This is a genomic window from Campylobacter sp. FOBRC14 (assembly GCF_000287855.1).
In the GTDB taxonomy this organism is placed as follows: domain Bacteria; phylum Campylobacterota; class Campylobacteria; order Campylobacterales; family Campylobacteraceae; genus Campylobacter_A; species Campylobacter_A curvus.
Window position 1 is genome coordinate 90,155 of record NZ_ALJJ01000007.1, and the last position, 19,089, is coordinate 109,243.

The following is a 19,089-nucleotide window of genomic DNA, read 5'->3' on the forward strand; positions in this document are numbered from 1 at the left end:
AAATGCAGACGATTTACTCGGTTTTTAGGGGCGTCGTGGCGGCGCACGGGGACGAGACGGCGATCATCGAGGATGGCGGGACGCTCACGTTTGCCCGGTTTAGCCAGATGGTAGATGCCATCGCCGCGCATTTCCCACCGAATTTAAACGGCGTGGGTATCGTGATGAGCCACGGCGCGCAGATGATTGTCGCGATATTTGCGGTGCTAAAATGCGGCGCTCGCTACGTCCCGGCGGAGCCCGATTTCCCGAGGGGCAGGATCGCCACTATGATGAGCGAGGCGAATGTCGATTTTATCGTGACGCAGTGTGAATTTGCACCGCGGCTTGAGGGCTTTGAGCTAAAATTTATAGATGAAATTTGTAAATTTGGGGGTACGAACGGGCTACAAAATGATAAATTTTACAATAAAAATGAGCCGAGCGCGGGGTGGGTCACGCACGAAATTTGCGATTTAAAAAACGAAAGCGATGGGTCAAATTCCGCTTCGCAAATCCACAAATTTGCCAGCAGAGCCGAGCCGAACTCAAACATAAATTTAACTGCGTACCAAAACACTGCGCCGCAAGCCAATACCGACCAAATTTACACCGCCGAAAGCCAAATCGAACCGTCAAATTCCGCCTCGCAAACCCACGAATTTGCCGACCGAAGCGGTCAAATTTACGCCCAAAACCCGGACGCGCCCGCCTACGTGCTCTACACCTCGGGCACGACAGGGCAACCAAAGGGCGTTTGCGTCACGAACCGCAACGTCTGCCACTACGTGCGCGCGTTTGCGAGCGAGTTTCGTCCGCGCGCGGGCGACGTGATGCTTCAACAAAGCGTCTGCTCGTTTGACATCTTCGTCGAGGAGGTATTCGCGAGCCTGCTAAACGGCGTGGCGCTAGCGATCGCGAGCGAAAGTGACAAAGCAGACATCGGCACGCTGATGAGCTTCGTCGCGCGGCACAATGTAACGATGCTAAGCGGCTTTCCCTATCTTTTAGCGCAGATGAACGAACTACCCCGCATCCCGCGATCTTTGCGGCTTCTCATCAGCGGCGGCGACGTGCTGCGGGGAGCGTATGTGAGCCGCCTATTGGGGCAAGCTGAAATTTACAACACCTACGGACCCTCCGAAACCACGGTGTGCGCGAGCTACTATCGCTGCAACGGTGGCGCAGTCTTAGAGGATGGCACATATCCGATCGGGCGCGCGGTCAAGGGGGCGCGGATCAAAATTTTAAACGAGCGCGGAGAGGAGCTACCGGCGGGCGAAAAGGGCGAAATTTGCATTTACGGTGGCGGCGTATCGGAGGGCTACATCGGCGAACATGACGCGGAAAACAGGGCGTTTGAGAGCTTGCCGGATGGCGGTAGGATGTATCGAAGCGGCGATCTTGGCTACCTGCTGTCAAGCGGCGACATCGCGTTTTTGCACCGCAAAGACACGCAGGTGATGATCTGCGGCAAGCGCACGGAGGTCGCCGAGGTCGAGGCGCGCTTACGGCAGTGCGCGGGCGTGTCTCAAGCGATCGTGCGGGCATTTACCGACGAGGCGGGGCTAGCGTATATGGTCGCCTACGTCGTGGCGGAGGGCGAAAATCTGAGCCTTTGCGCGCTAAAAAGCGAGCTTGCGCGAAATTTGACGGAGTTCATGATACCCGAATTCTTCATTAGACTGCCGCAAATACCGCTAAATACGAGCGGCAAGCCGGACGCGGCGAAGCTGCCCATACCGATGAAGGATGGCGGAAAATGACGGCCAGGGTGCGGCGAATTTACGCGGATGAGATGCCCCTGCTGCTCGCCCTGCGCGAAGAGGTGTTGCGCGAGGTGTTTGAGCTAGCCCCCGATGCGGACGTGTCGGCGCTACTCGAAGCAAACCGCCGCTACTACGAGGCTAGGCTTGCTAGCGGGGAGCACGTCGCCTGCTTTGCGTATGAGGAGGGGCGAATTTTAGGCTGCGGCGGGGTGTGCTTTCAGACCGAGCTACCCTCGCCCGAAAACCCGAGCGGTCAGTGCGCGTATCTGATGAATATCTATGTGCGTGCGCATGCCAGGCGGCGTGGCGTGGGGCGGCGGATCGTGTGCTGGCTCATAGAGCGAGCGCGCGAGCAGGGCGTCGGGAAAATTTATCTGGAAAGCTCGAACACCGCAAAAGGGCTTTATGAAAAGCTTGGCTTTGTAGAAATGGGCAATATGATGATCTATACGGGCGAGTGAATTTGGCGAATTTGGTGCGGCTGGGTTGAGTAGGTTAAATTTGGACTGAATTTTAGTTTTTGTAAAATTTGAGCGGCAAATTTTACAAAATGGGCGACGAAAAAAGAATAATCAAGAGCAAGATCTAAATTCTAGTGCTCTAGGTAAAACAACAGATACCAAGTAAAATTTTAAACGTCCTAGCGAAGTCAAATCTTATTAGAGGACTTATCGGCAGCGATTTTCGCGACAGAAACAAAAGCCATAAGACCAACTGCATTTGTGCGAGTGCAAATCACAAAGCGCCTTGAAGAGCGGTGAGACAAAGCCAAACAGACAAAATCGTGCTATACGGCTACTAACTCTCGCACTCCACTGACAAGAAAAGTGCACACATCAACGTTTTTAAAATCTTAATCTCGCTAACGTAACCAACAACATCAAGCGCTTCTACCGGTCTCAAGCGCCGGAGAATTTACTGCTTAGAAAGAAATTTACTTATCATCGGCCAAACTATGTCAAAATCGGTTAGTAGTACGGGATGCGGAGCGTTCGGGACGATGCCAAGCTGCGCATTTGGCAGCATCTCATAAGCGGCGATGACCGTATCAAGAGGTGCGTTTGCGTCCTTTTCTCCGACTATCATGAGCGTTCTTGCATTTACGTTTTTAAACACCTCTTCGCCGACTGACGCCGAGTCGTAATACTCCATGACCTGCTCGAACCACAACAAAATGCGCTCGGGCTCGGGTCTGACACCATCAAGCTGTTCGTTCCAGTAGCGCTTATCGAGATTTTTTAGATCCTCAAACGTCTTCATCTCCGCCCTACTGCCCTGCACGAAGCCCTTCTCCCATACTCCGGCACCGATAGCTATGAGGTTTCTTACCTTTTGCGGATATTTTTTAGCGAAAAGATACGCCGTATAAGCACCGTCACTAAAGCCGATGATGTCGGACCTTGATATGCCAAGATCGTCCAAAACGGCGCTCACGTCATCAGCCTTTTGCTCAAAGCTTGGCACGACCCCGCCTATTTGGGATCTGCCGTGCCCTCTTGTGGCTACCAAGATCACTTTTCGATCTTCCCTTAGCTTATCGGCCAGCTCGCTCATATCAGCAGGCGAGCCTACCAGCCCTCCGTGTAGCAGTACGATCGGACTTCCTTTGCCGTAAATTTCATAATAAATTTTCGTATCCTTAGAATTTACATAATGCCCTACAGCCTCGTTATTTCCATAGTCGTTCTTGCTTTGATAGCTTTTAGATGTTTGTGCGAAATAATGATGCTTGGCTTCTTTAGCGGGCGCATTGACGCCGATCGTCACAAAAGCCGCGATCAATAAATTTCGTATTTTCATGGTTGCTCCTTTGATGTGGATTTCGTCCCACCATACCACAAACTTATAAATTTAAACCGCCCAAATGAAAATGCAAAGCGAATGGTAAAACCGCTAAATTCGGCTAAACTGGCGGTCGGCTTCTTTTATCGTTTCTCGTCTATTTTAAATGCACTTAAGTATGCTATGCTAAAATTTTTTAAAATTTACAGGTAAGCGGATGATAAAAACTCTAATAAAAAACAATAAATTTTCTATTATAAAAATCGTTATTTTGACGTTCATTTTCAGCGGCTTTGGCATCGGTGTGCTCTCTTATATAAACGAAAAACTACTAGCCGCACAGAAATTCGACGTGATGGTGGCGGTGCAGTTCATCGCCCTTTTATTGCTGTTTTTGGCGACCTCAGTCTATGCAAACATCTCTCTTACAAATTTTGGTCACAAGCTCATCTACGAGATCAGACGCCACTTGGTAAAGCAGGTCTTAGACACGCCAAACGCGCAGATAGACGCGATCGGCAAAGCAAAGATCATAGCCAGCCTAAACAACGATATAAAAACGATCACATTTGCCTTCATGACAGCGACCGGGCTCATCCAAGGCTCCGTTTTCATCGTGGCTTCGAGCATTTATCTATGCTACATCTCGCCAAAGCTTTTCGTCTTCGTCGCGATCTGGATAGCGGCTACGATGGTGCTAAGTGCGTTTTTTATGAAAAAGATCCATCACTACTACACGCTCTCAAGACGCGATGACGACGCGCTTCAGCAAAGCTACAACGACGTCGTGGAAGGACACCGCGAACTCACGCTAAATCAGCACCGCGCCAAGCTTTGCTTTGACGAGCTTAACGAAATAGGCATAAAAAAGCGCCAAAGTATGGTACGAGCAGACATTTATCACGCACTTTCGGATAACTTTACCAACATCATGCTACTTGGAGCTGTCGGCATGTGCGTGTTTTTATGCGTCGGTCTTGGCTGGGCGAGCCTGCAGACGGCAGTCACCGTGAGCCTGACCATACTCTTTTTAAGAGGCTCTTTCATCAGCATGGTAGCCTCCATCCCGACGGCATTAAGCGCCAAAGTGAGCTTGGATAAAATTCTAAATCTAAATTTAGCCCCGTTCAAAGAGAGCTTTGGCTTTACTGACAGCCTGAGCAAGCAGTGGAAAAATATAGAATTTAAAAACGTGAATTTCAGCTATCCGGATAAAAATTTCAGCCTCACGGACGTAAATTTACGCATAGAGCGCGGCGAGCTGATATTTGTCATAGGCAAAAACGGTAGCGGCAAAAGCACGTTTTCAAACATACTGTGCGGACTTTTACGCCCTAGCAGCGGTGAAATTTTAGTAGATGGCGTGAGCTTAAACGATGAAAATTTACGTAGCTATCAGTCAAACGTAAGCGCGATATTTTCGGACTTTTATCTTTTTTCACAAACGCTTGGCGAAGGGAGCGAATTTGCAAGCGAAAAAGACGCGAACGAGCTTTTGAAGCTGCTTGAGATAGACAAAAAGGTGCAGATCATCGAGCAAAGGCTGAGCACCACGGCTCTTTCTCAAGGTCAAAGAAAGCGTCTTAGCCTGCTCATCGCGCTACTGGAAAATCGCAGTCTGCTGGTGCTTGACGAGTGGGCGGCGGATCAAGATCCGATATTCAAGCGCGTATTTTACCGCGAAATTTTACCGATGTTAAAGCAAAATGGCGTTACGATAGTCGCCATAAGCCACGATGACGCGTATTTTGATGTTGCAGATCGTATCATCTTGGCAAAAGACGGTACGATAAGAGAGCTCGTGGGCGACGAGCGGCAAATAGCCAGCAAAGACGCGGTAGAAAAGATAAAAGAGTAAAATTTACACATAAGGTCGGTTAAAGCGCGGCGGCAAAATGTCTTTAACCTCGGATAAAAATAAATTAGATAAAATTCTTAAACATACTGATAAAGGCTGAATTTATGTCTCATTCGCAGCTTGCGAGCCCGTATCTGGGCGCTTTTATGATTTTGGTTCTAGCGACTTGCTCGTTCGTGCTGATAACGTTTTTATCCTCGCGCATCGGCAAAAAGCTCGCAAATCGTAACACCGAGCGCTTGAAATCTAGCATCTACGAATGCGGACCCGAGGTCGTAAAGCAGCCAAACAAGATCAATATCCATTACTTTTTTTACGCGATTTTGTTCATACTTTTTGATGTCGAGGTCATCTTTATGTATCCTTGGGCGGTGGATTTTAGGCTACTTGGAGCGTTCGGGCTCATAGAGATGCTACTTTTTGTAACGCTTTTACTCATCGGCTTTATCTACGCATGGAGGAAAGGGGTGTTTGAGTGGCAAAGCATCAAGTAAATTACACTGCAAACGGCGGCCTACCGATAGTTTTGACGACGGTCGATAGGCTCGTGCAATGGGGCCGCTCCAACTCGCTTTGGGCGCTTAGCTACGGGCTTGCGTGCTGTGCGATAGAGATGATGGCAAGCGGAGCTAGCAGATACGACTTTGATCGCTTCGGCACGATATTTAGGGCCTCGCCTCGCCACTCGGAGGTCATGATCATAGCAGGCACTCTCACCAAAAAACACGCGGAATTCACCCGCAGGCTATACGATCAAATGCCCGAGCCAAAATGGGTCATCTCGATGGGAAGCTGCGCGAACACCGGCGGGATGTTTAATACCTACTCCACGGTCCAAGGCGTAGATCGTATAATCCCCGTGGATATCTACCTCCCAGGCTGTGCGCCGCGCCCTGAGACACTGCAATACGCTCTCATGATCTTACAAAAAAAGATCCGCCGCCAAAGCGCCTTTAGAGCGCAGGGTGCAAAAAGGCTTGAGGCATGAGAGCCTACAAAGATAGAAAAAACGCGCAAAAAAAGCAGTATTATGACGATAGGTTTTACGTCGTGCCCAAGGTCGAGAGGCAAGGCGTAGAGGGCGGCGTTTTCGAGCCCGAGGTCAAAATTTTGCAAGACAACGGCGTTGAAATTCTAAAAAGCTTCGTAGAGCTAGAGCAGCTCGTAGTCATCATCGATGCTAGTCAAAATTTCAAAACGATTGAAATTTTAAAGGCCTTTGGATACGAGCAGCTTAGCGAGCTGGCGGCAGTAGATTTTATAGCAGATCGCGGTGGCTACGAGGTGTTTTACCAGCTGCTTAGCATCTCAAAAAACAAAAGAGCGCGCATAAAATGCTTCGTGGCAAAAGGCGAAGTGCTAAAAAGCGTGAGTGAAATTTACAAAAGCGCCAACTGGGCGGAGCGCGAGATGTATGATCTCTCGGGCGTCTTGCTAAGCGGACATCCGAATTTAAAGCGCCTCATAATGCCGGACGACTGGTACTCGCACCCGCTTTTAAAGAGCTATCCGCTACAAGGAGACGAATTTGCCGCGTGGTACGAAGTCGATAAAATTTTCGGACGCGAACGCAGAGACGAGATAGGCGCGGAAAATCGCGATCCGGCCTTCATCGATGAAAAAGATACGTTTGAATTTTCCAGGATCTATCACGAAGTCTCAAAGGGCGAACAACCTATCAAAAGCGAAATTTTGCAGGAATATCAAGAAACTAGCGGCGTGAAATTCGTAAAAAGAGTAAAACGCGGCGAGAGCGAAATTTTAAAGGAGCGGCCGTGAGTCAAGCTCCAAACCGCCTAACGCCGTTTTTTGAAAATATCGAATTCGAGCGAAACGACGGCAAGATGATACTAAATTTCGGCCCGCAACACCCAAGCGCTCACGGGCAGCTAAAGCTCGTGCTCGAGCTTGACGGCGAAAAGGTCGTGCGTGCGATGCCGGAAGTCGGCTTCATGCACCGAGGCATCGAAAAAATGGCTGAAAACATGACATATCAAGAGTTCATCCCGGTCACCGACCGCGTAGACTACATCGCCTCGGCGGCCAACAACTACGCATTTTGCGAGGCGGTGGAGAGACTTTGCGAGATCAAAGTACCACGCCGTGCGCAGATAATAAGAGTGATCTTGCTGGAGCTAAACCGCATCAGCTCGCATCTTTTGTTTCTAGCCACACACGCGCTTGACATCGGTGCGATGACCGTGTTTTTATACGCCTTTAGAGAGCGCGAATACGTGCTTGACATGATCGAAAAATACTGCGGCGCCAGGCTCACGCACAGCGCGGTCAGGATAGGCGGTATGCCGCTTGATCTGCCTGATGGGTGGCTTGAAGAGATGCTGAAATTTTGCGAGAAATTTCCAAAAGATATCAAAATTTACGAGGATCTGTTAAGCGAAAACAGAATTTGGAAAATGCGCCTTGAAAACGTCGGCGTCATATCAAAAGAGCTGGCCCTTAGTAGCGGCTGTTCGGGCGTCATGCTGCGAGCTAGCGGCGTGAAATGGGACATCAGGAAAGAGCAGCCCTACCTAGTCTATGACGAGATAGACTTTGAAGTGCCATACGCTGTGGCGGGGGATTGCTACGCCAGATACGTGCTTTACATGCGCGAGATGAAAGAGTGTGTCAAAATTTTAAAGCAGTGCGAGAGGCTTTACCGCGCAAGCTCGCGTGAAATTTTAGCCGATACACCGGAATTCGTAAGCCCCTCAAAAGAGCAGATCATGACGCAAAACTACTCGCTGATGCAGCATTTTGTCCTCATCACCCAGGGCATAAAGCCAAAACGAGGCGAAATTTACTTCGCGAGTGAGTCGCCAAAGGGCGAGCTTGGAATTTATATCAACTCCCAAGGCGAAGCCAGCCCTTACCGCCTAAAGATCCGCACGCCAAGCTTCAGCCACTGCGCGATATACGAGGACTTGCTCGTAGGTCAATACATAGCCGACATCGCCGCCATCATAGGCAGCACCAACATCATCCTGGGCGAGGTGGATAGATGAGGCGAGTCGATCTAAGGCATCTAAAAGATAGATTTTTAAGCGCACTGGGCGAAACCGCAAGAAACGCCCAAAGCGGAGAAGTGATCGTATTTTTGTTTGAGATAGGCGACTTTAGCGGCGTCAAAAACGCGATAAATTTAGCCTATAACCTAAACTGCGAAGTGATGAATTCGCTTAAATTCAACCAAACCGACTGGACTTTGATAATAAAAAAGGTAGCAAAATGAAATTTTCTAAATTCACCAAAGCAAAGAGCCTAAGCCTCGCAAACCTGCTGAGCCTAACGGACAGGGCGCTGGCAAACGAGCTTAAAGAGTGCGATTTTAGATATATCTCTTGCATAGAAGACGGCGTGCTTGGCAGCGAGAACCTCATCCGCTGCGAGATAGGCTCTATCAGCTACGTTTTGGCGCTTCTTTGCAAATACACGCTAAATTTAAACGACGGATACTTCGGCTCGCTTGACGAGGGCTTTTTAAGCGGCGAGTGCAATGTAGGCGAGGAGGAGTTCGAGGAGCTTGGCGAGTGGCTAAAAGACGCGCGAAACATCATTATCGACAGCTCCTTTTTCACTCACCCGGACTCAAAAATGCTATTTGAATTTTTGGAAATTTTAGGCAAAAACGTGATCCTAGCCGGCGGCAAAGAGCAAGGATACGAGACGAACGGAAATTTAAGCGAGCTAAAAGAGCTTGAAAATTTTGACGGCAGCGTCATCTACCTTGACCGTAAAGATAGCGACGAGGTCGTAGGCGGCGTGCAGTTTAGCATCGTCGCGAAGGTAAAAGACGGCGATGAAGTGACGCTGAGCGCGCCAAATTTCAGCGCTAAACGTAAATTTAGGCTAGATAGCGGCATGAAAGGGACGATCGCGATCGTTGGCATGAGCGAATTCGAGGGCTATGACTTCAAGCTCGTAAAAGTGAGTAAAAGCTAAATGAGACTAAGCATAAACGGCCAAATCTGCGAAGCGAGCGAGGGCGAATACATACTAAACGTCGCGCGCCGCGAGGGGATATTCATCCCTACGCTTTGCTACCTCAGCGGCTGTTCGCCTACCCTAGCCTGTCGCCTTTGCATGGTCGAGGCCGATGGCAAGCGCGTTTATAGCTGCAACGCCAAGGCCAAAGAGGGCATGAACGTCATAACAAACACCGCCGAGATCGACGCCGAGCGCGAAGCTATCATGCAAACTTACTGCGTGAATCACCCTTTGCAATGCGGAGTCTGCGACAAAAGCGGCGAGTGCGAGCTGCAAAATTTCGCCGCCAGGATGCGAGTGAATTCGCAAAAATTCGCGATAAAAGATAGCCACAAACCGCACAAAAAATGGGGTCTCATCAACTACGACCCGGCTCTTTGCATAGTCTGCGAGAGGTGTATCACGGTTTGCAAGGATAAAATCGGCGAGAGCGCGCTAAAAACGACGCCTAGAGGCGCGGATCAAGTCGCAAAGGAGCTAAAAGAGAGCATGCCAAAAGACGCATTCGCCGTTTGGAGCAAATTTCAAAAAAGCCTCATCGCCCCAAGTGCAGGCGACGTGCTCGAGTGCTCGTTTTGCGGCGAATGCACAAGCGTCTGCCCGGTCGGCGCGCTGGTAAGCTCTGACTTTCAATACACCTCAAACGTTTGGGAGCTAGAAAAGATCCCGGCTGCAAACCCGCATTCAAGCGACTGCGAGCTCATCTACTACGAGGTCAAGCCAAAAGGCATCGGCGATAGGACAAAGCGCATCTACCGCGTGAATAACGAATTTCATTTTGGCGAGATAAACACGGCTGCGCGTTACGGCTTTGACTTTCACAACGAAAATGCGGTGAAAAACGAGGCGAAATTTGAAGAGATCGTGCATGCCTTCAAGCAGGGCGAGATAAAAAATATAAAATTTAACAGCTTCATAACGAACGAAGAGGCGCTGATACTGGAGCGTTTGCGAGAGAAATTTAGTCTAAATTTGATAAATGAAGAGGCATACGCTTACGCGACATTTTTAGAGGAGTTTTCAAAATTTAGCGGCACGAGCCTTTATAACGGCAGCTTCGAGAGTATCGCAAAGGCTGATTTTATCGTAGTTGCTGGCAGCTTTTTAAGATATGATAGCCCAAACACCGGCTACAAAGTAAACAACGCGCTTGTCATGAACAAAGCGGGCGGGCTTTACTTTCATCCTTTGGGCGATGAGATCGTGCGAAGTTACTCTAAAAATTTTGACGTCATAGCCCATGAGCCGGGAGCGGAGAGTAAAATTTTGCTCTTGCTTTTGCAAAAATTCGCTAAAAATTTACCTGCCAAGCTGGCGGAATTTAGCCCGAGCGACCTCGCAAGCGAGCTTGGCGTAGATGAGAGCAGGCTTGAGGCTTTAAGCGCAAACAAACAAAATTCAGTCCTCATCCTAGGCGAGGATCTTTACCTCTCGCCGCACGCAAAAGAGCTAGCGGCCTTAGCGGGAGCGATACAAAGATACACGGATTTTAAGCTCGTTTTGATCCCGCCTCGCACCAACTCGCTAGGAGTAGCTAAAATCTGCACACTCTCAAACCAGCCAAAAAGCGGCAAAACGCTTGGCTACAACGAGGAGGGCGACTTTAAATTCAGCGTCTTTGAGGGCGACATAGACGCCGGTGCGCTAAATCAGCAAGAGGGCACATTTACCAGCATAAACAAAGCCGTAGTGCCGACGAACGCGGCACTGGCTCACGAGGGGTATTTTTTGAACGATCTGGCAAACGCTCTAGGACTTAGCGCGCGCTACACGATAGACTACACGCATGAGCTACCCCAAAGCAGCGGCTTTAAAGCGGTGAAATTTGACGATTTGAAAAATTTTTACGATAATGACGGCAAAGCTCACCGCGGATACGAGCTTGAAAATTTAAGCGTCGTGCCGCAAGATGATCTTGATGTTTCAAATTTCAAGGCGTTTGGCTGCAAAGAGGCTAAAATTTTGCAAAATGGAGGCGAAATTTGCATTTACAGGGCAAACCCTATCCGCCATTTTTCAAAATTTACAAACCGCACGAAGCTGCTAAACGAGGTCGGTGCGCTTTACGCGAGCGCTGAATTTCTAGCGAAATTCAAGCTAGATCAAAACGACGCTGCGATCATAAAAAAAGGCGAGGACGAGATAGCGATCCTGGTGAAGCTGGATAAGGATCTAAGCGGCGAGTGGGCTTATCTGGGCGATTTTGACGAAAAGATACGAACGGATAAAATTTTTAAAGGCGCGCGCTTTGCAAACGTGCAAATTTTAAGGTCAAAAGAGGCGAGCGATGAGTGAGGGGCTATTTTTTATCATCGAAACGTTCATAAAAGCCGTAGTGATACTGGCAGTCATAGCGTGTCTGGCGGGACTGGCGACATATGCCGAGCGCAAGGTACTAGCCTATATGCAGCGCCGTATCGGCCCTGACATGGTAGGTCCGGTCGGGGTCTTGCAGATCGTAGCCGATATGATAAAGCTTTTCACCAAAGAGGACATCGTGCCTGCAAATGCAAACCGCTTTATATTTTTGATCGCGCCGCTCATATCAGCTATCGCGGCGTTTGCAGCGCTCGCACCGATACCGTTTTTACCGGAATTCGAGCTTTTCGGGCATACGATCAGACCGATACTGGCTGATATCAACGTGGGCGTGCTTTACGTGATGGGCGTAGCCTCGGTGTGTGTATTTTCTCCGCTTATGGCAGGGCTTGCTAGCTATAACAAATTTGCCCTCATCGCCGCAGCACGCGCCGTGATGGGGCTAATAAGCTTTGAAGTGGTCTCTGGGCTGGCGCTACTTAGCGTCATCATGATAACAGGTTCGCTCTCGCTGATAGACATAAACAACTATCAAAAAGGCATCTTTGGCTGGTTCGTTTTCAAGCAGCCGCTAGCTTTCGTGCTGTTTTTGATGGCGAGCTTTGTCGAGTGCAACCGCACACCGTTTTGTCTGACCGAAAACGAGACCGAAATAGTCGCAGGATACGGCACCGAATATAGCGGCATGCGCTGGGCGATGTTTTTCATCGGCGAATACACCAACATGATCGCCTCAAGCATCGTCATAACACTGATATTTTTAGGCGGGTTCAACTCGTTTTGGTTCGTTCCCGGCGGCTTGATGATGATATTTAAGGCGAGCTGCGTGTTTTTCTTTTTCCTTTGGACGCGCGCAGCTTGGCCACATCTTAGGCCCGATCAGCTGATGGCGCTTTGCTGGAAAATTTTACTCCCGCTAGCGCTCGTAAATGTGCTGATAACGGGCATAGCGTTGATTTGAGGTAAAAATGGCCGAGAAAAAATATATTTTACTAGACGAACGAGTGAGCGTAGATACGAATTTTGATAAATTCAAGCGCTTTATCTCGCGCACCTTTAAAAGCGAGCTATTCACCGGACTTTGGGTGGTCTTGCGCGAGATGCTTTTTACAAAGTCGCACACCCTAAAATACCCCTTGCAAAAGATAGAGCTTGACGCTAGATACAGGGGCGTGCATAGGCTGATGAGGTTTATAGAGAGCGAAAACGAGAGGTGCATAGGATGCGGACTGTGCGAGAAAATTTGCGTCAGTAACTGCATCGCGATGCAAACGGCGCTTGATGAAGACGGCCGCAAAGCGACGCTAAAATACTCGATAAATTTAGGCAGGTGCGTGTATTGCGGATTTTGCGCGGATGTTTGCCCTGAGCTTGCCATCGTCCACGGCGACCGATACGAATTTGCGAGCGAGCAAAGGGCGTATTTTGGCATGAAGGACGACTTTTTGACAAAGGATAAAGATTTGAGCGAGCAGACGGAATTTGAAGGCTACGGTAGCCTACCGCCAAACGCGGATGTGCTCGTGAAGCAAAACCCAAACGCCTATTTGGAAGATGAAAATTTAGACGAAGCGGGTGAAATTTCAGCCACAAGCGATGAGGAGCTAAATTTAAACACCAAACAAACAGTCGCAAAAGCGAGCAAGGAGAGTCAAGATGTATGAAGCCATCGCCTTTTATCTCTTTAGTGCGCTCAGCCTTGGCTGCTTTGGCGTGAGCGTATTTAGCAAAAACGTCCTTCACGCGATGAGCGCGCTGGCCGGGGGCATGATATTCATCTGCGCGCTATTTTTCCTGTTGGGCGCGGAGTTTTTAGGTATCGTTCAGATCATCGTCTATACGGGTGCTGTGATGGTGCTTTACGCATTTAGCATGATGTTTTTTGACGTTAGCCGCGATGTGAACGAGAGCTATTCACTAGCTTCAAAGCGCCTTATCTATACGCTTAGCGTATTTATCGCGCTACTTTTAGTCATCGTGTTTTCAAGCCCTGTGATAGGCCAAAATTTAGCCGCGCAGCAAAGCGCGCAGGAGCTTGGCAATATCGAGCTCATCGGCCTCATGCTCTTTGGCAAATACCTCATCGCCTTTGAGTTGACAGCCATCATGTTGCTAGTAGCGATGGTCGCTGGTATCGTGCTCGTGCATAAAAAGATGGATGCCAAAAGCCAGACACAGGAGCTGCTATGATCACGCTTTCACACTATCTGGTCGTAGCCGCACTGATGTTTGTTTTAGGACTCATCGGCATAATGAAGCGAAACAACCTCATAATGCTTTTTTTCTCGAGCGAAATTTTACTGAATTCCGCAAACGTCGCGCTGGCTGCGATATCTAAATTTTACAACGATATCACGGGGCAAATTTTTGCGCTTTTCATCGTCGCAGTCGCAGCGAGCGAGGTCGCAGTGGGGCTTGGGCTGCTGATACTTTGGTATAAAAAGACGGGCAGCATAGAGCTAAGCTCGATGAATAATATGAGGGACTGAAATGGCGCTATTTTGCATATCTTTATTTTTCCCGCTTCTTAGCTTCATTTTCGCCGCCGCCTTGTCGCACGCAAAAAGGCTAAATTTCGTGGGGCTGGTCTGCTCCTTCCTCATACTTTGCAGCGCTACCGCCTCGCTGATGCAAGCGACGATAGTATTTGACGGCGCGCCGATACAAATTTTACTGAAAGACTTCATCTGGGTCGACGGGCTGAGGCTGAATTTCGGCTTTACGATCGATGCCGTGAGCGCTACGATGATGTGCGTAGTGGGCGTGGTCTCAACGATAGTGCATATCTACTCGATCGGCTACATGGGCAAAGACGATGGCTTCAACCGATATTTCAGCTATCTTGGACTTTTCGTCTTTTGCATGATGTTTTTAGTCATGAGCGACAACTTCGTAGGGCTTTTCATCGGCTGGGAGGGCGTAGGGCTTTGCTCGTGGTTGCTTATTGGTTTTTGGTATCAAAGATCTAGCGCCAACGCCGCGGCCAACGAGGCTTTCGTGATGAATAGGATAGCCGATCTTGGCATGCTGCTTGGTATGTTTTTTATATTCAAAGAATTTGGCTCGCTAAAATTTAGCGATGTCTTTGCGGACGCGCCGACTGTCAGCCATCAGGCGCTAAATTTCATCGCGGCGTTTTTGTTTATCGGCGCGATGGGTAAAAGCGCGCAGTTTCCGTTTCATACCTGGCTGGCAAACGCCATGGAGGGCCCTACTCCAGTCTCCGCACTTATCCACGCAGCGACCATGGTGACAGCGGGCGTGTATCTGGTCGTGCGCGCTAACGCCATATTTGCTCAAGCTCCTGAAATTTCGACCTTCATCGCCTATCTTGGCGCATTCGTGGCGGCCTTTGCGGCCTCCATCGCACTCGTGTATAACGATCTAAAAAAGATCATCGCCTACTCCACGCTCTCGCAGCTTGGATATATGTTCGTCGCGGCGGGGCTTGGGGCGTATTGGGTCGCGCTCTTTCACCTGATGACGCACGCTTTTTTCAAGTCGCTTCTGTTTTTGGGCGCTGGCAACGTGATGCACGCGATGAGAGACGAACTTGACATCAAAAAAATGGGCGGGCTTTATAAATTTATGAAGCCTACGGCCGTTTTGATGGCTATCGGCTCGGTCGCTTTGGCGGGATTTTACCCGTTTGCGGGCTTTTTCTCGAAAGACAAAATTTTAGAAGTTGCTTTTGCAAACGGCGGATACACGCTCTGGGCGGTGCTTTTTGCGGGCGCGCTGATGACGGCGTTTTATAGCTTCAGGCTACTCATGCTGGTATTTTTTGGCGAGGCTAAATTTAAATTTCATCCGCATGAGGCTAAAAATTTCATGCTTACGGCTATGGGCGTGCTTGGCGTGCTCGCTCTGATATCTGGCTGGTTTGGAAGCGATCTTAGCCTGGCTTTGTCCTCCGTGCTGCCAAAATTCGAGCTAAATTTAGAGTATGAAAGCGAGGTCACGCTCATCTTACTCACGCTGATATCGATCACACTTAGCACGCTGTTTACGATATTTGCCTATAAAAAGCGGATATTCAAAGAGGAGCTTGGCGAACTAAAAATTTATAAAATTTTACAAAACGCCTATTTCATACCAAAATTTTACGATAGATTTGTCATCAAAAACTATGCCAAAGCGGCTAAATTTTGCCGCAAAATGGACGAGGCCGTCATCGATAAGAGCGTAGACGGCATCTCAAAGCTGATAAACGCCTTCGCATTTAACGCGAACAAAATGCAAAGCGGCGAGCTAACGCGCATGCTACGCCTCATGGTCACGGGCTTTGCGATACTTTTAAGCTTTATATTTTTGCTCGCAGGAGGCGCATGATGCTCACGCTAATCATATTTTTCCCCGCTATCGGCGCGATGCTGGGCTTTTTGATCGAAGAGCGAAGCATAAAATTTTACGGAGTGAGCATAGCTTTCATAGAGCTCATCCTAGCTCTTTTCACGTGGTTTCGAGCGGATTTTGGGGCGTATGAGTTTGAGCTGATGAGCCAAAGCGCACTACTACCTACGCTTGGCATAAGCTATCTTGTCGGTGTAGATGCGATCTCGCTAAGCCTCATCGTAATGAGCGCGTTTATGAGCCTGGTAGCGCTATTTGCACTTAGCGTCAAAGAGAATTTAAAGCATCTTATCATCAGCGTGCTATTCTTAGAGATGACGATGATGGGCGTGTTTGCCAGCCTTGATATGATAATGTTTTATCTGTTTTGGGAGCTTAGTTTGCTTCCGATGCTTTATATCATCGGCGCTTGGGGCAGTGGCAAGAGGATCTACGCCGCGGTGAAATTTTTCATCTATACGTTTTTAGGCTCGGTTTTTATGCTGATTGGCATCATTTTCATGGCGTATCTAAATTTCAAATCAAGCGGCGCATGGAGCTTTAGCCTACTTGACTGGTATGGCATGGGTCTCTCAAAAGAGACACAGATCTGGCTATTTGCGGCATTTGCGTTTGCGTTTGCCGTAAAAACGCCGATGTTTCCGTTTCATACTTGGCTTCCTTACGCACACGGGCAGGCTCCTACCATAGGCTCGGTGCTGCTTGCGGCAGTACTTTTAAAGATGGGCACTTACGGCTTTGTCAGGGTCTGTCTGCCGCTATTTGCAGACGCGAGTGTCCAGCTTTACGGTGTCCTTTGCACGCTTGGTGTCATAATGGTCGTATATACAGCGCTCATCGCATACGCGCAAGATGATATGAAGCAAGTGATCGCCTATAGCTCGATCTCGCACATGGGTATCATAATACTTGGAATTTTCTCGTTAAATTCCATCGGTATCGCAGGGGCGGTATTTTTGATGATCAGCCACGGCGTAGTTAGCGGTGCGCTGTTTTTGCTAGTAGGCATGATATATGACAGACGCCATACGAAGCTGATAGCCGAATTTGGCGGGCTGGCTCATGTTATGCCTCGCTTTGCGCTTATATTTGGCGTCATCTTACTAGGCAGTATCGGACTGCCGCTTACGATAGGCTTTGTAGGAGAGTTTTTAAGCTTACTTGGAGTATTTAAAATAAACGCGATGTTTGCGTTTTTTGGAGGCATAGGCATAATAGTAGGCGCTATTTATATGCTGAGCTTATATCGCAGAGTATTTTTTGGAGAGTGCAAAAACGAGCGAAATTTAGCCCTAAAGGATCTAAATTTTAAAGAGCTCATCGCTATCGTGCCGCTTTGCTTGCTAGTTATCGCGCTTGGAGTGTATCCAAATTTCCTCCTAAAGCCGATCGATATCAGCACGCAAAATATCATCTCAAAAATGCAAAAGCGAGCCGTTTTGCAGGATGATAAAGACAAAATTTCACGGCTAAATTCAGCAAGGAGCGAGCGATGAACGAGATAGCGCAGCTAAATATGAGCGAGCTTTCGATATCCTCGGTCGCACCGATGCTTAGCATGATAGTTTTCGCACTGTTCATCCTTTGCGTAGGCGTGATAAAAAAGGATCTCTCACGCAGCTTTTACTCTGTATTTTGCATCATCGCGATATTTGTGAACGTGGGGCTCGTACTTGATTTTCACGGGCTTAGCGTCAGCTTTTTTGATATGCTCTTAATAGATGGCATCTCACTAGTCTCTCAGCTCATCATCTTGCTGGCATCGGCTCTTTTCATACCTTTAGCGCTTAGCACCAAGGAGTATTTTGAATACACCATCGCCGAATACTACGCGCTATTTTTGTTTATGATCGCCGGCTTTGAGTTCATGGTGAGCTCAAACAACCTGCTTCTCATCTTTATCGGGCTTGAGACCAGCTCGCTGGCACTTTATACGCTCATCGCCCTTCATAACAAGGCTAAAAGCGTGGAAGCGGCGATAAAATACTTCACGATGGGCTCGCTCTCTGCGGGCTTTTTCGCATTTGGCGTCGCGATGCTTTACCTGACCGGAGGCTCGATCGACCTCGTGCAAATAGGGCAATCCATCAAAAATTTCAACCTCCAGCAAAGCCTCACGGCACTGATTGGCTGCGTATTCATAGCCTCGGCTATCGGCTTTAAGCTATCTTTGATCCCTTTTCATACGTGGGTGCCTGACGTTTATGAGGGCTCGAACGCTCCGCTGGCAGGCTATATGTCGATAGTGCCGAAGGTCGCGGGCTTTATCGTGGCTCTACGCTTTTTTGAGATGCTGAGCACTTCAGGGATGCTTTGGGTCAAAGATATGCTTTACATCGTCGCAGTGGCTACGATGAGCCTTGCAAACATCATGGCTTTGGTGCAAAGAGATGTCAAACGCATGCTGGCTTTTAGCTCCATAGCGCATGCTGGTGTCGTGCTTTGCGCGCTAGTCGTCGGCGATACGCATGCAAATATCGCGTTGTTTTTTTACTGGATCATGTTCGTCTTTGCAAATTTAGGCGCGTTTGCGATGCTTTGGATAGCAAGATGCGACGACAAGGTCTGCTGGGACAAGCGCTTCAAGCATCCGTTCGAGAAATTTGCAGGACTAATCAAAATTTTACCAAGCTACGCCGTGATAATGGCGATCTTTATGGTCGCACTAGCGGGCATCCCGCCTTTTAGCGTATTTTGGGGGAAGATGTTTTTGCTAAGCTCTCTCATAAATTCCGGCTATATAGTCCTCAGCGCCATCATCATGCTAAATTCCGCCGTCGCCATATATTATTACCTAAAGCTCATAGTCTATATGTTTTTAAAAGAACCCATCGTGACCGATAAGAATTTATACGTTGCAAACGTCTCCATGGCGCTTAAAGTCATCGTCGGCATAGCCGTCATAGGCACTATTTTCGCCTTTTTGCTAGCTCAGCCCATACTAGGATATATCGGGCATTTCGTTTCGGCGGCTGGATTTTAAAAAATGCAAAACTTAGCTATAATGTCGGCATGAAAAAAGCCTTATCGATTTTATTTTTT

At 48.6% G+C, this 19,089-nt stretch carries 18 protein-coding genes; 17 read left to right on the forward strand and 1 reads right to left on the reverse strand.

Features of this window, described 5'->3' with window-relative positions; all coding sequences use genetic code 11:
- Positions 1-2 precede the first annotated feature (2 nt).
- On the forward strand, positions 3-1,745 hold the full coding sequence (locus HMPREF1139_RS01205; RefSeq protein ID WP_009649844.1) for an amino acid adenylation domain-containing protein: 1,743 nt from the start codon (positions 3-5) through the stop codon (positions 1,743-1,745).
- The gene (locus HMPREF1139_RS01210; RefSeq protein WP_009649497.1) at positions 1,742-2,209 is read left to right on the forward strand and encodes a GNAT family N-acetyltransferase; all 468 of its coding nucleotides are present in this window, start codon (positions 1,742-1,744) and stop codon (positions 2,207-2,209) included. Before HMPREF1139_RS01205 ends, HMPREF1139_RS01210 begins: the two co-directional genes overlap by 4 nt.
- A 454-nt stretch (positions 2,210-2,663) precedes the next feature.
- Here HMPREF1139_RS01210 and HMPREF1139_RS01215 read toward each other — a convergent pair whose 3' ends face one another.
- Complete coding sequence (locus tag HMPREF1139_RS01215; protein ID WP_009649738.1) at positions 2,664-3,548, reverse strand: alpha/beta fold hydrolase; 885 nt, start codon at positions 3,546-3,548, stop codon at positions 2,664-2,666.
- 199 nt (positions 3,549-3,747) lie between these two features.
- Between HMPREF1139_RS01215 and HMPREF1139_RS01220 the strand changes: the two genes are divergently transcribed.
- The 15 genes from HMPREF1139_RS01220 to nuoN all read left to right on the forward strand — a co-directional run bounded on the left by HMPREF1139_RS01220 (position 3,748) and on the right by nuoN (position 19,030).
- Positions 3,748-5,388 (forward strand): multidrug ABC transporter permease/ATP-binding protein, encoded by a 1,641-nt coding sequence (locus tag HMPREF1139_RS01220; protein ID WP_009649506.1) that lies wholly within the window; start codon positions 3,748-3,750, stop codon positions 5,386-5,388.
- 104 nt (positions 5,389-5,492) lie between these two features.
- Positions 5,493-5,882 (forward strand): NAD(P)H-quinone oxidoreductase subunit 3, encoded by a 390-nt coding sequence (locus HMPREF1139_RS01225; protein WP_009649869.1) that lies wholly within the window; start codon positions 5,493-5,495, stop codon positions 5,880-5,882.
- Complete coding sequence (locus HMPREF1139_RS01230; RefSeq protein ID WP_009649621.1) at positions 5,864-6,376, forward strand: NuoB/complex I 20 kDa subunit family protein; 513 nt, start codon at positions 5,864-5,866, stop codon at positions 6,374-6,376. Before HMPREF1139_RS01225 ends, HMPREF1139_RS01230 begins: the two co-directional genes overlap by 19 nt.
- Positions 6,373-7,167, forward strand: coding sequence for an NADH-quinone oxidoreductase subunit C (locus tag HMPREF1139_RS01235; RefSeq protein WP_009649745.1), 795 nt, complete (start codon positions 6,373-6,375; stop codon positions 7,165-7,167). The genes HMPREF1139_RS01230 and HMPREF1139_RS01235 overlap by 4 nt, the downstream gene beginning before the upstream one ends.
- Complete coding sequence (nuoD, locus tag HMPREF1139_RS01240) at positions 7,164-8,393, forward strand: NADH dehydrogenase (quinone) subunit D (protein WP_009649753.1); 1,230 nt, start codon at positions 7,164-7,166, stop codon at positions 8,391-8,393. The genes HMPREF1139_RS01235 and nuoD overlap by 4 nt, the downstream gene beginning before the upstream one ends.
- Positions 8,390-8,620 (forward strand): NADH-ubiquinone oxidoreductase subunit E family protein, encoded by a 231-nt coding sequence (locus tag HMPREF1139_RS01245; RefSeq protein ID WP_009649635.1) that lies wholly within the window; start codon positions 8,390-8,392, stop codon positions 8,618-8,620. The genes nuoD and HMPREF1139_RS01245 overlap by 4 nt, the downstream gene beginning before the upstream one ends.
- Positions 8,617-9,330 carry a hypothetical protein gene (locus HMPREF1139_RS01250; RefSeq protein WP_009649682.1) on the forward strand — a complete coding sequence of 238 codons (714 nt, stop codon included), beginning with the start codon at positions 8,617-8,619 and terminating at the stop codon, positions 9,328-9,330. Before HMPREF1139_RS01245 ends, HMPREF1139_RS01250 begins: the two co-directional genes overlap by 4 nt.
- The gene (locus tag HMPREF1139_RS01255) at positions 9,331-11,670 is read left to right on the forward strand and encodes an NADH-quinone oxidoreductase subunit G (protein WP_009649826.1); all 2,340 of its coding nucleotides are present in this window, start codon (positions 9,331-9,333) and stop codon (positions 11,668-11,670) included.
- Positions 11,663-12,655 carry an NADH-quinone oxidoreductase subunit NuoH gene (gene nuoH, locus HMPREF1139_RS01260; RefSeq protein ID WP_009649794.1) on the forward strand — a complete coding sequence of 331 codons (993 nt, stop codon included), beginning with the start codon at positions 11,663-11,665 and terminating at the stop codon, positions 12,653-12,655. The genes HMPREF1139_RS01255 and nuoH overlap by 8 nt, the downstream gene beginning before the upstream one ends.
- Before the next feature lie 7 nt (positions 12,656-12,662).
- A complete protein-coding gene (gene nuoI, locus HMPREF1139_RS01265; RefSeq protein ID WP_009649447.1) occupies positions 12,663-13,358 on the forward strand; it encodes an NADH-quinone oxidoreductase subunit NuoI in 696 nt (231 codons plus the stop codon).
- Positions 13,351-13,884 carry an NADH-quinone oxidoreductase subunit J gene (locus HMPREF1139_RS01270; RefSeq protein WP_009649686.1) on the forward strand — a complete coding sequence of 178 codons (534 nt, stop codon included), beginning with the start codon at positions 13,351-13,353 and terminating at the stop codon, positions 13,882-13,884. Before nuoI ends, HMPREF1139_RS01270 begins: the two co-directional genes overlap by 8 nt.
- The gene (gene nuoK, locus HMPREF1139_RS01275) at positions 13,881-14,183 is read left to right on the forward strand and encodes an NADH-quinone oxidoreductase subunit NuoK (RefSeq protein ID WP_009649886.1); all 303 of its coding nucleotides are present in this window, start codon (positions 13,881-13,883) and stop codon (positions 14,181-14,183) included. Before HMPREF1139_RS01270 ends, nuoK begins: the two co-directional genes overlap by 4 nt.
- A 1-nt stretch (position 14,184) precedes the next feature.
- Complete coding sequence (gene nuoL / locus HMPREF1139_RS01280; protein WP_009649891.1) at positions 14,185-16,026, forward strand: NADH-quinone oxidoreductase subunit L; 1,842 nt, start codon at positions 14,185-14,187, stop codon at positions 16,024-16,026.
- A complete protein-coding gene (locus HMPREF1139_RS01285; protein ID WP_009649514.1) occupies positions 16,026-17,543 on the forward strand; it encodes an NADH-quinone oxidoreductase subunit M in 1,518 nt (505 codons plus the stop codon). Before nuoL ends, HMPREF1139_RS01285 begins: the two co-directional genes overlap by 1 nt.
- On the forward strand, positions 17,540-19,030 hold the full coding sequence (gene nuoN, locus HMPREF1139_RS01290; RefSeq protein WP_009649428.1) for an NADH-quinone oxidoreductase subunit NuoN: 1,491 nt from the start codon (positions 17,540-17,542) through the stop codon (positions 19,028-19,030). Before HMPREF1139_RS01285 ends, nuoN begins: the two co-directional genes overlap by 4 nt.
- Positions 19,031-19,089 lie beyond the last annotated feature (59 nt).

Bases quoted from the DNA above. Each gene is read 5' to 3' on its own strand.
- HMPREF1139_RS01205 (WP_009649844.1), top strand. From the start codon at position 3: ATGCAGACGATTTACTCGGTTTTTAGGGGCGTCGTGGCGGCGCACGGG.
- HMPREF1139_RS01210 (WP_009649497.1), top strand. From the start codon at position 1,742: ATGACGGCCAGGGTGCGGCGAATTTACGCGGATGAGATGCCCCTGCTG.
- HMPREF1139_RS01215 (WP_009649738.1), bottom strand. From the start codon at position 3,548: ATGAAAATACGAAATTTATTGATCGCGGCTTTTGTGACGATCGGCGTC.
- HMPREF1139_RS01220 (WP_009649506.1), top strand. From the start codon at position 3,748: ATGATAAAAACTCTAATAAAAAACAATAAATTTTCTATTATAAAAATC.
- HMPREF1139_RS01225 (WP_009649869.1), top strand. From the start codon at position 5,493: ATGTCTCATTCGCAGCTTGCGAGCCCGTATCTGGGCGCTTTTATGATT.
- HMPREF1139_RS01235 (WP_009649745.1), top strand. From the start codon at position 6,373: ATGAGAGCCTACAAAGATAGAAAAAACGCGCAAAAAAAGCAGTATTAT.
- HMPREF1139_RS01245 (WP_009649635.1), top strand. From the start codon at position 8,390: ATGAGGCGAGTCGATCTAAGGCATCTAAAAGATAGATTTTTAAGCGCA.
- HMPREF1139_RS01250 (WP_009649682.1), top strand. From the start codon at position 8,617: ATGAAATTTTCTAAATTCACCAAAGCAAAGAGCCTAAGCCTCGCAAAC.
- HMPREF1139_RS01255 (WP_009649826.1), top strand. From the start codon at position 9,331: ATGAGACTAAGCATAAACGGCCAAATCTGCGAAGCGAGCGAGGGCGAA.
- nuoH (WP_009649794.1), top strand. From the start codon at position 11,663: ATGAGTGAGGGGCTATTTTTTATCATCGAAACGTTCATAAAAGCCGTA.
- nuoI (WP_009649447.1), top strand. From the start codon at position 12,663: ATGGCCGAGAAAAAATATATTTTACTAGACGAACGAGTGAGCGTAGAT.
- HMPREF1139_RS01270 (WP_009649686.1), top strand. From the start codon at position 13,351: ATGTATGAAGCCATCGCCTTTTATCTCTTTAGTGCGCTCAGCCTTGGC.
- nuoK (WP_009649886.1), top strand. From the start codon at position 13,881: ATGATCACGCTTTCACACTATCTGGTCGTAGCCGCACTGATGTTTGTT.
- nuoL (WP_009649891.1), top strand. From the start codon at position 14,185: ATGGCGCTATTTTGCATATCTTTATTTTTCCCGCTTCTTAGCTTCATT.
- HMPREF1139_RS01285 (WP_009649514.1), top strand. From the start codon at position 16,026: ATGCTCACGCTAATCATATTTTTCCCCGCTATCGGCGCGATGCTGGGC.
- nuoN (WP_009649428.1), top strand. From the start codon at position 17,540: ATGAACGAGATAGCGCAGCTAAATATGAGCGAGCTTTCGATATCCTCG.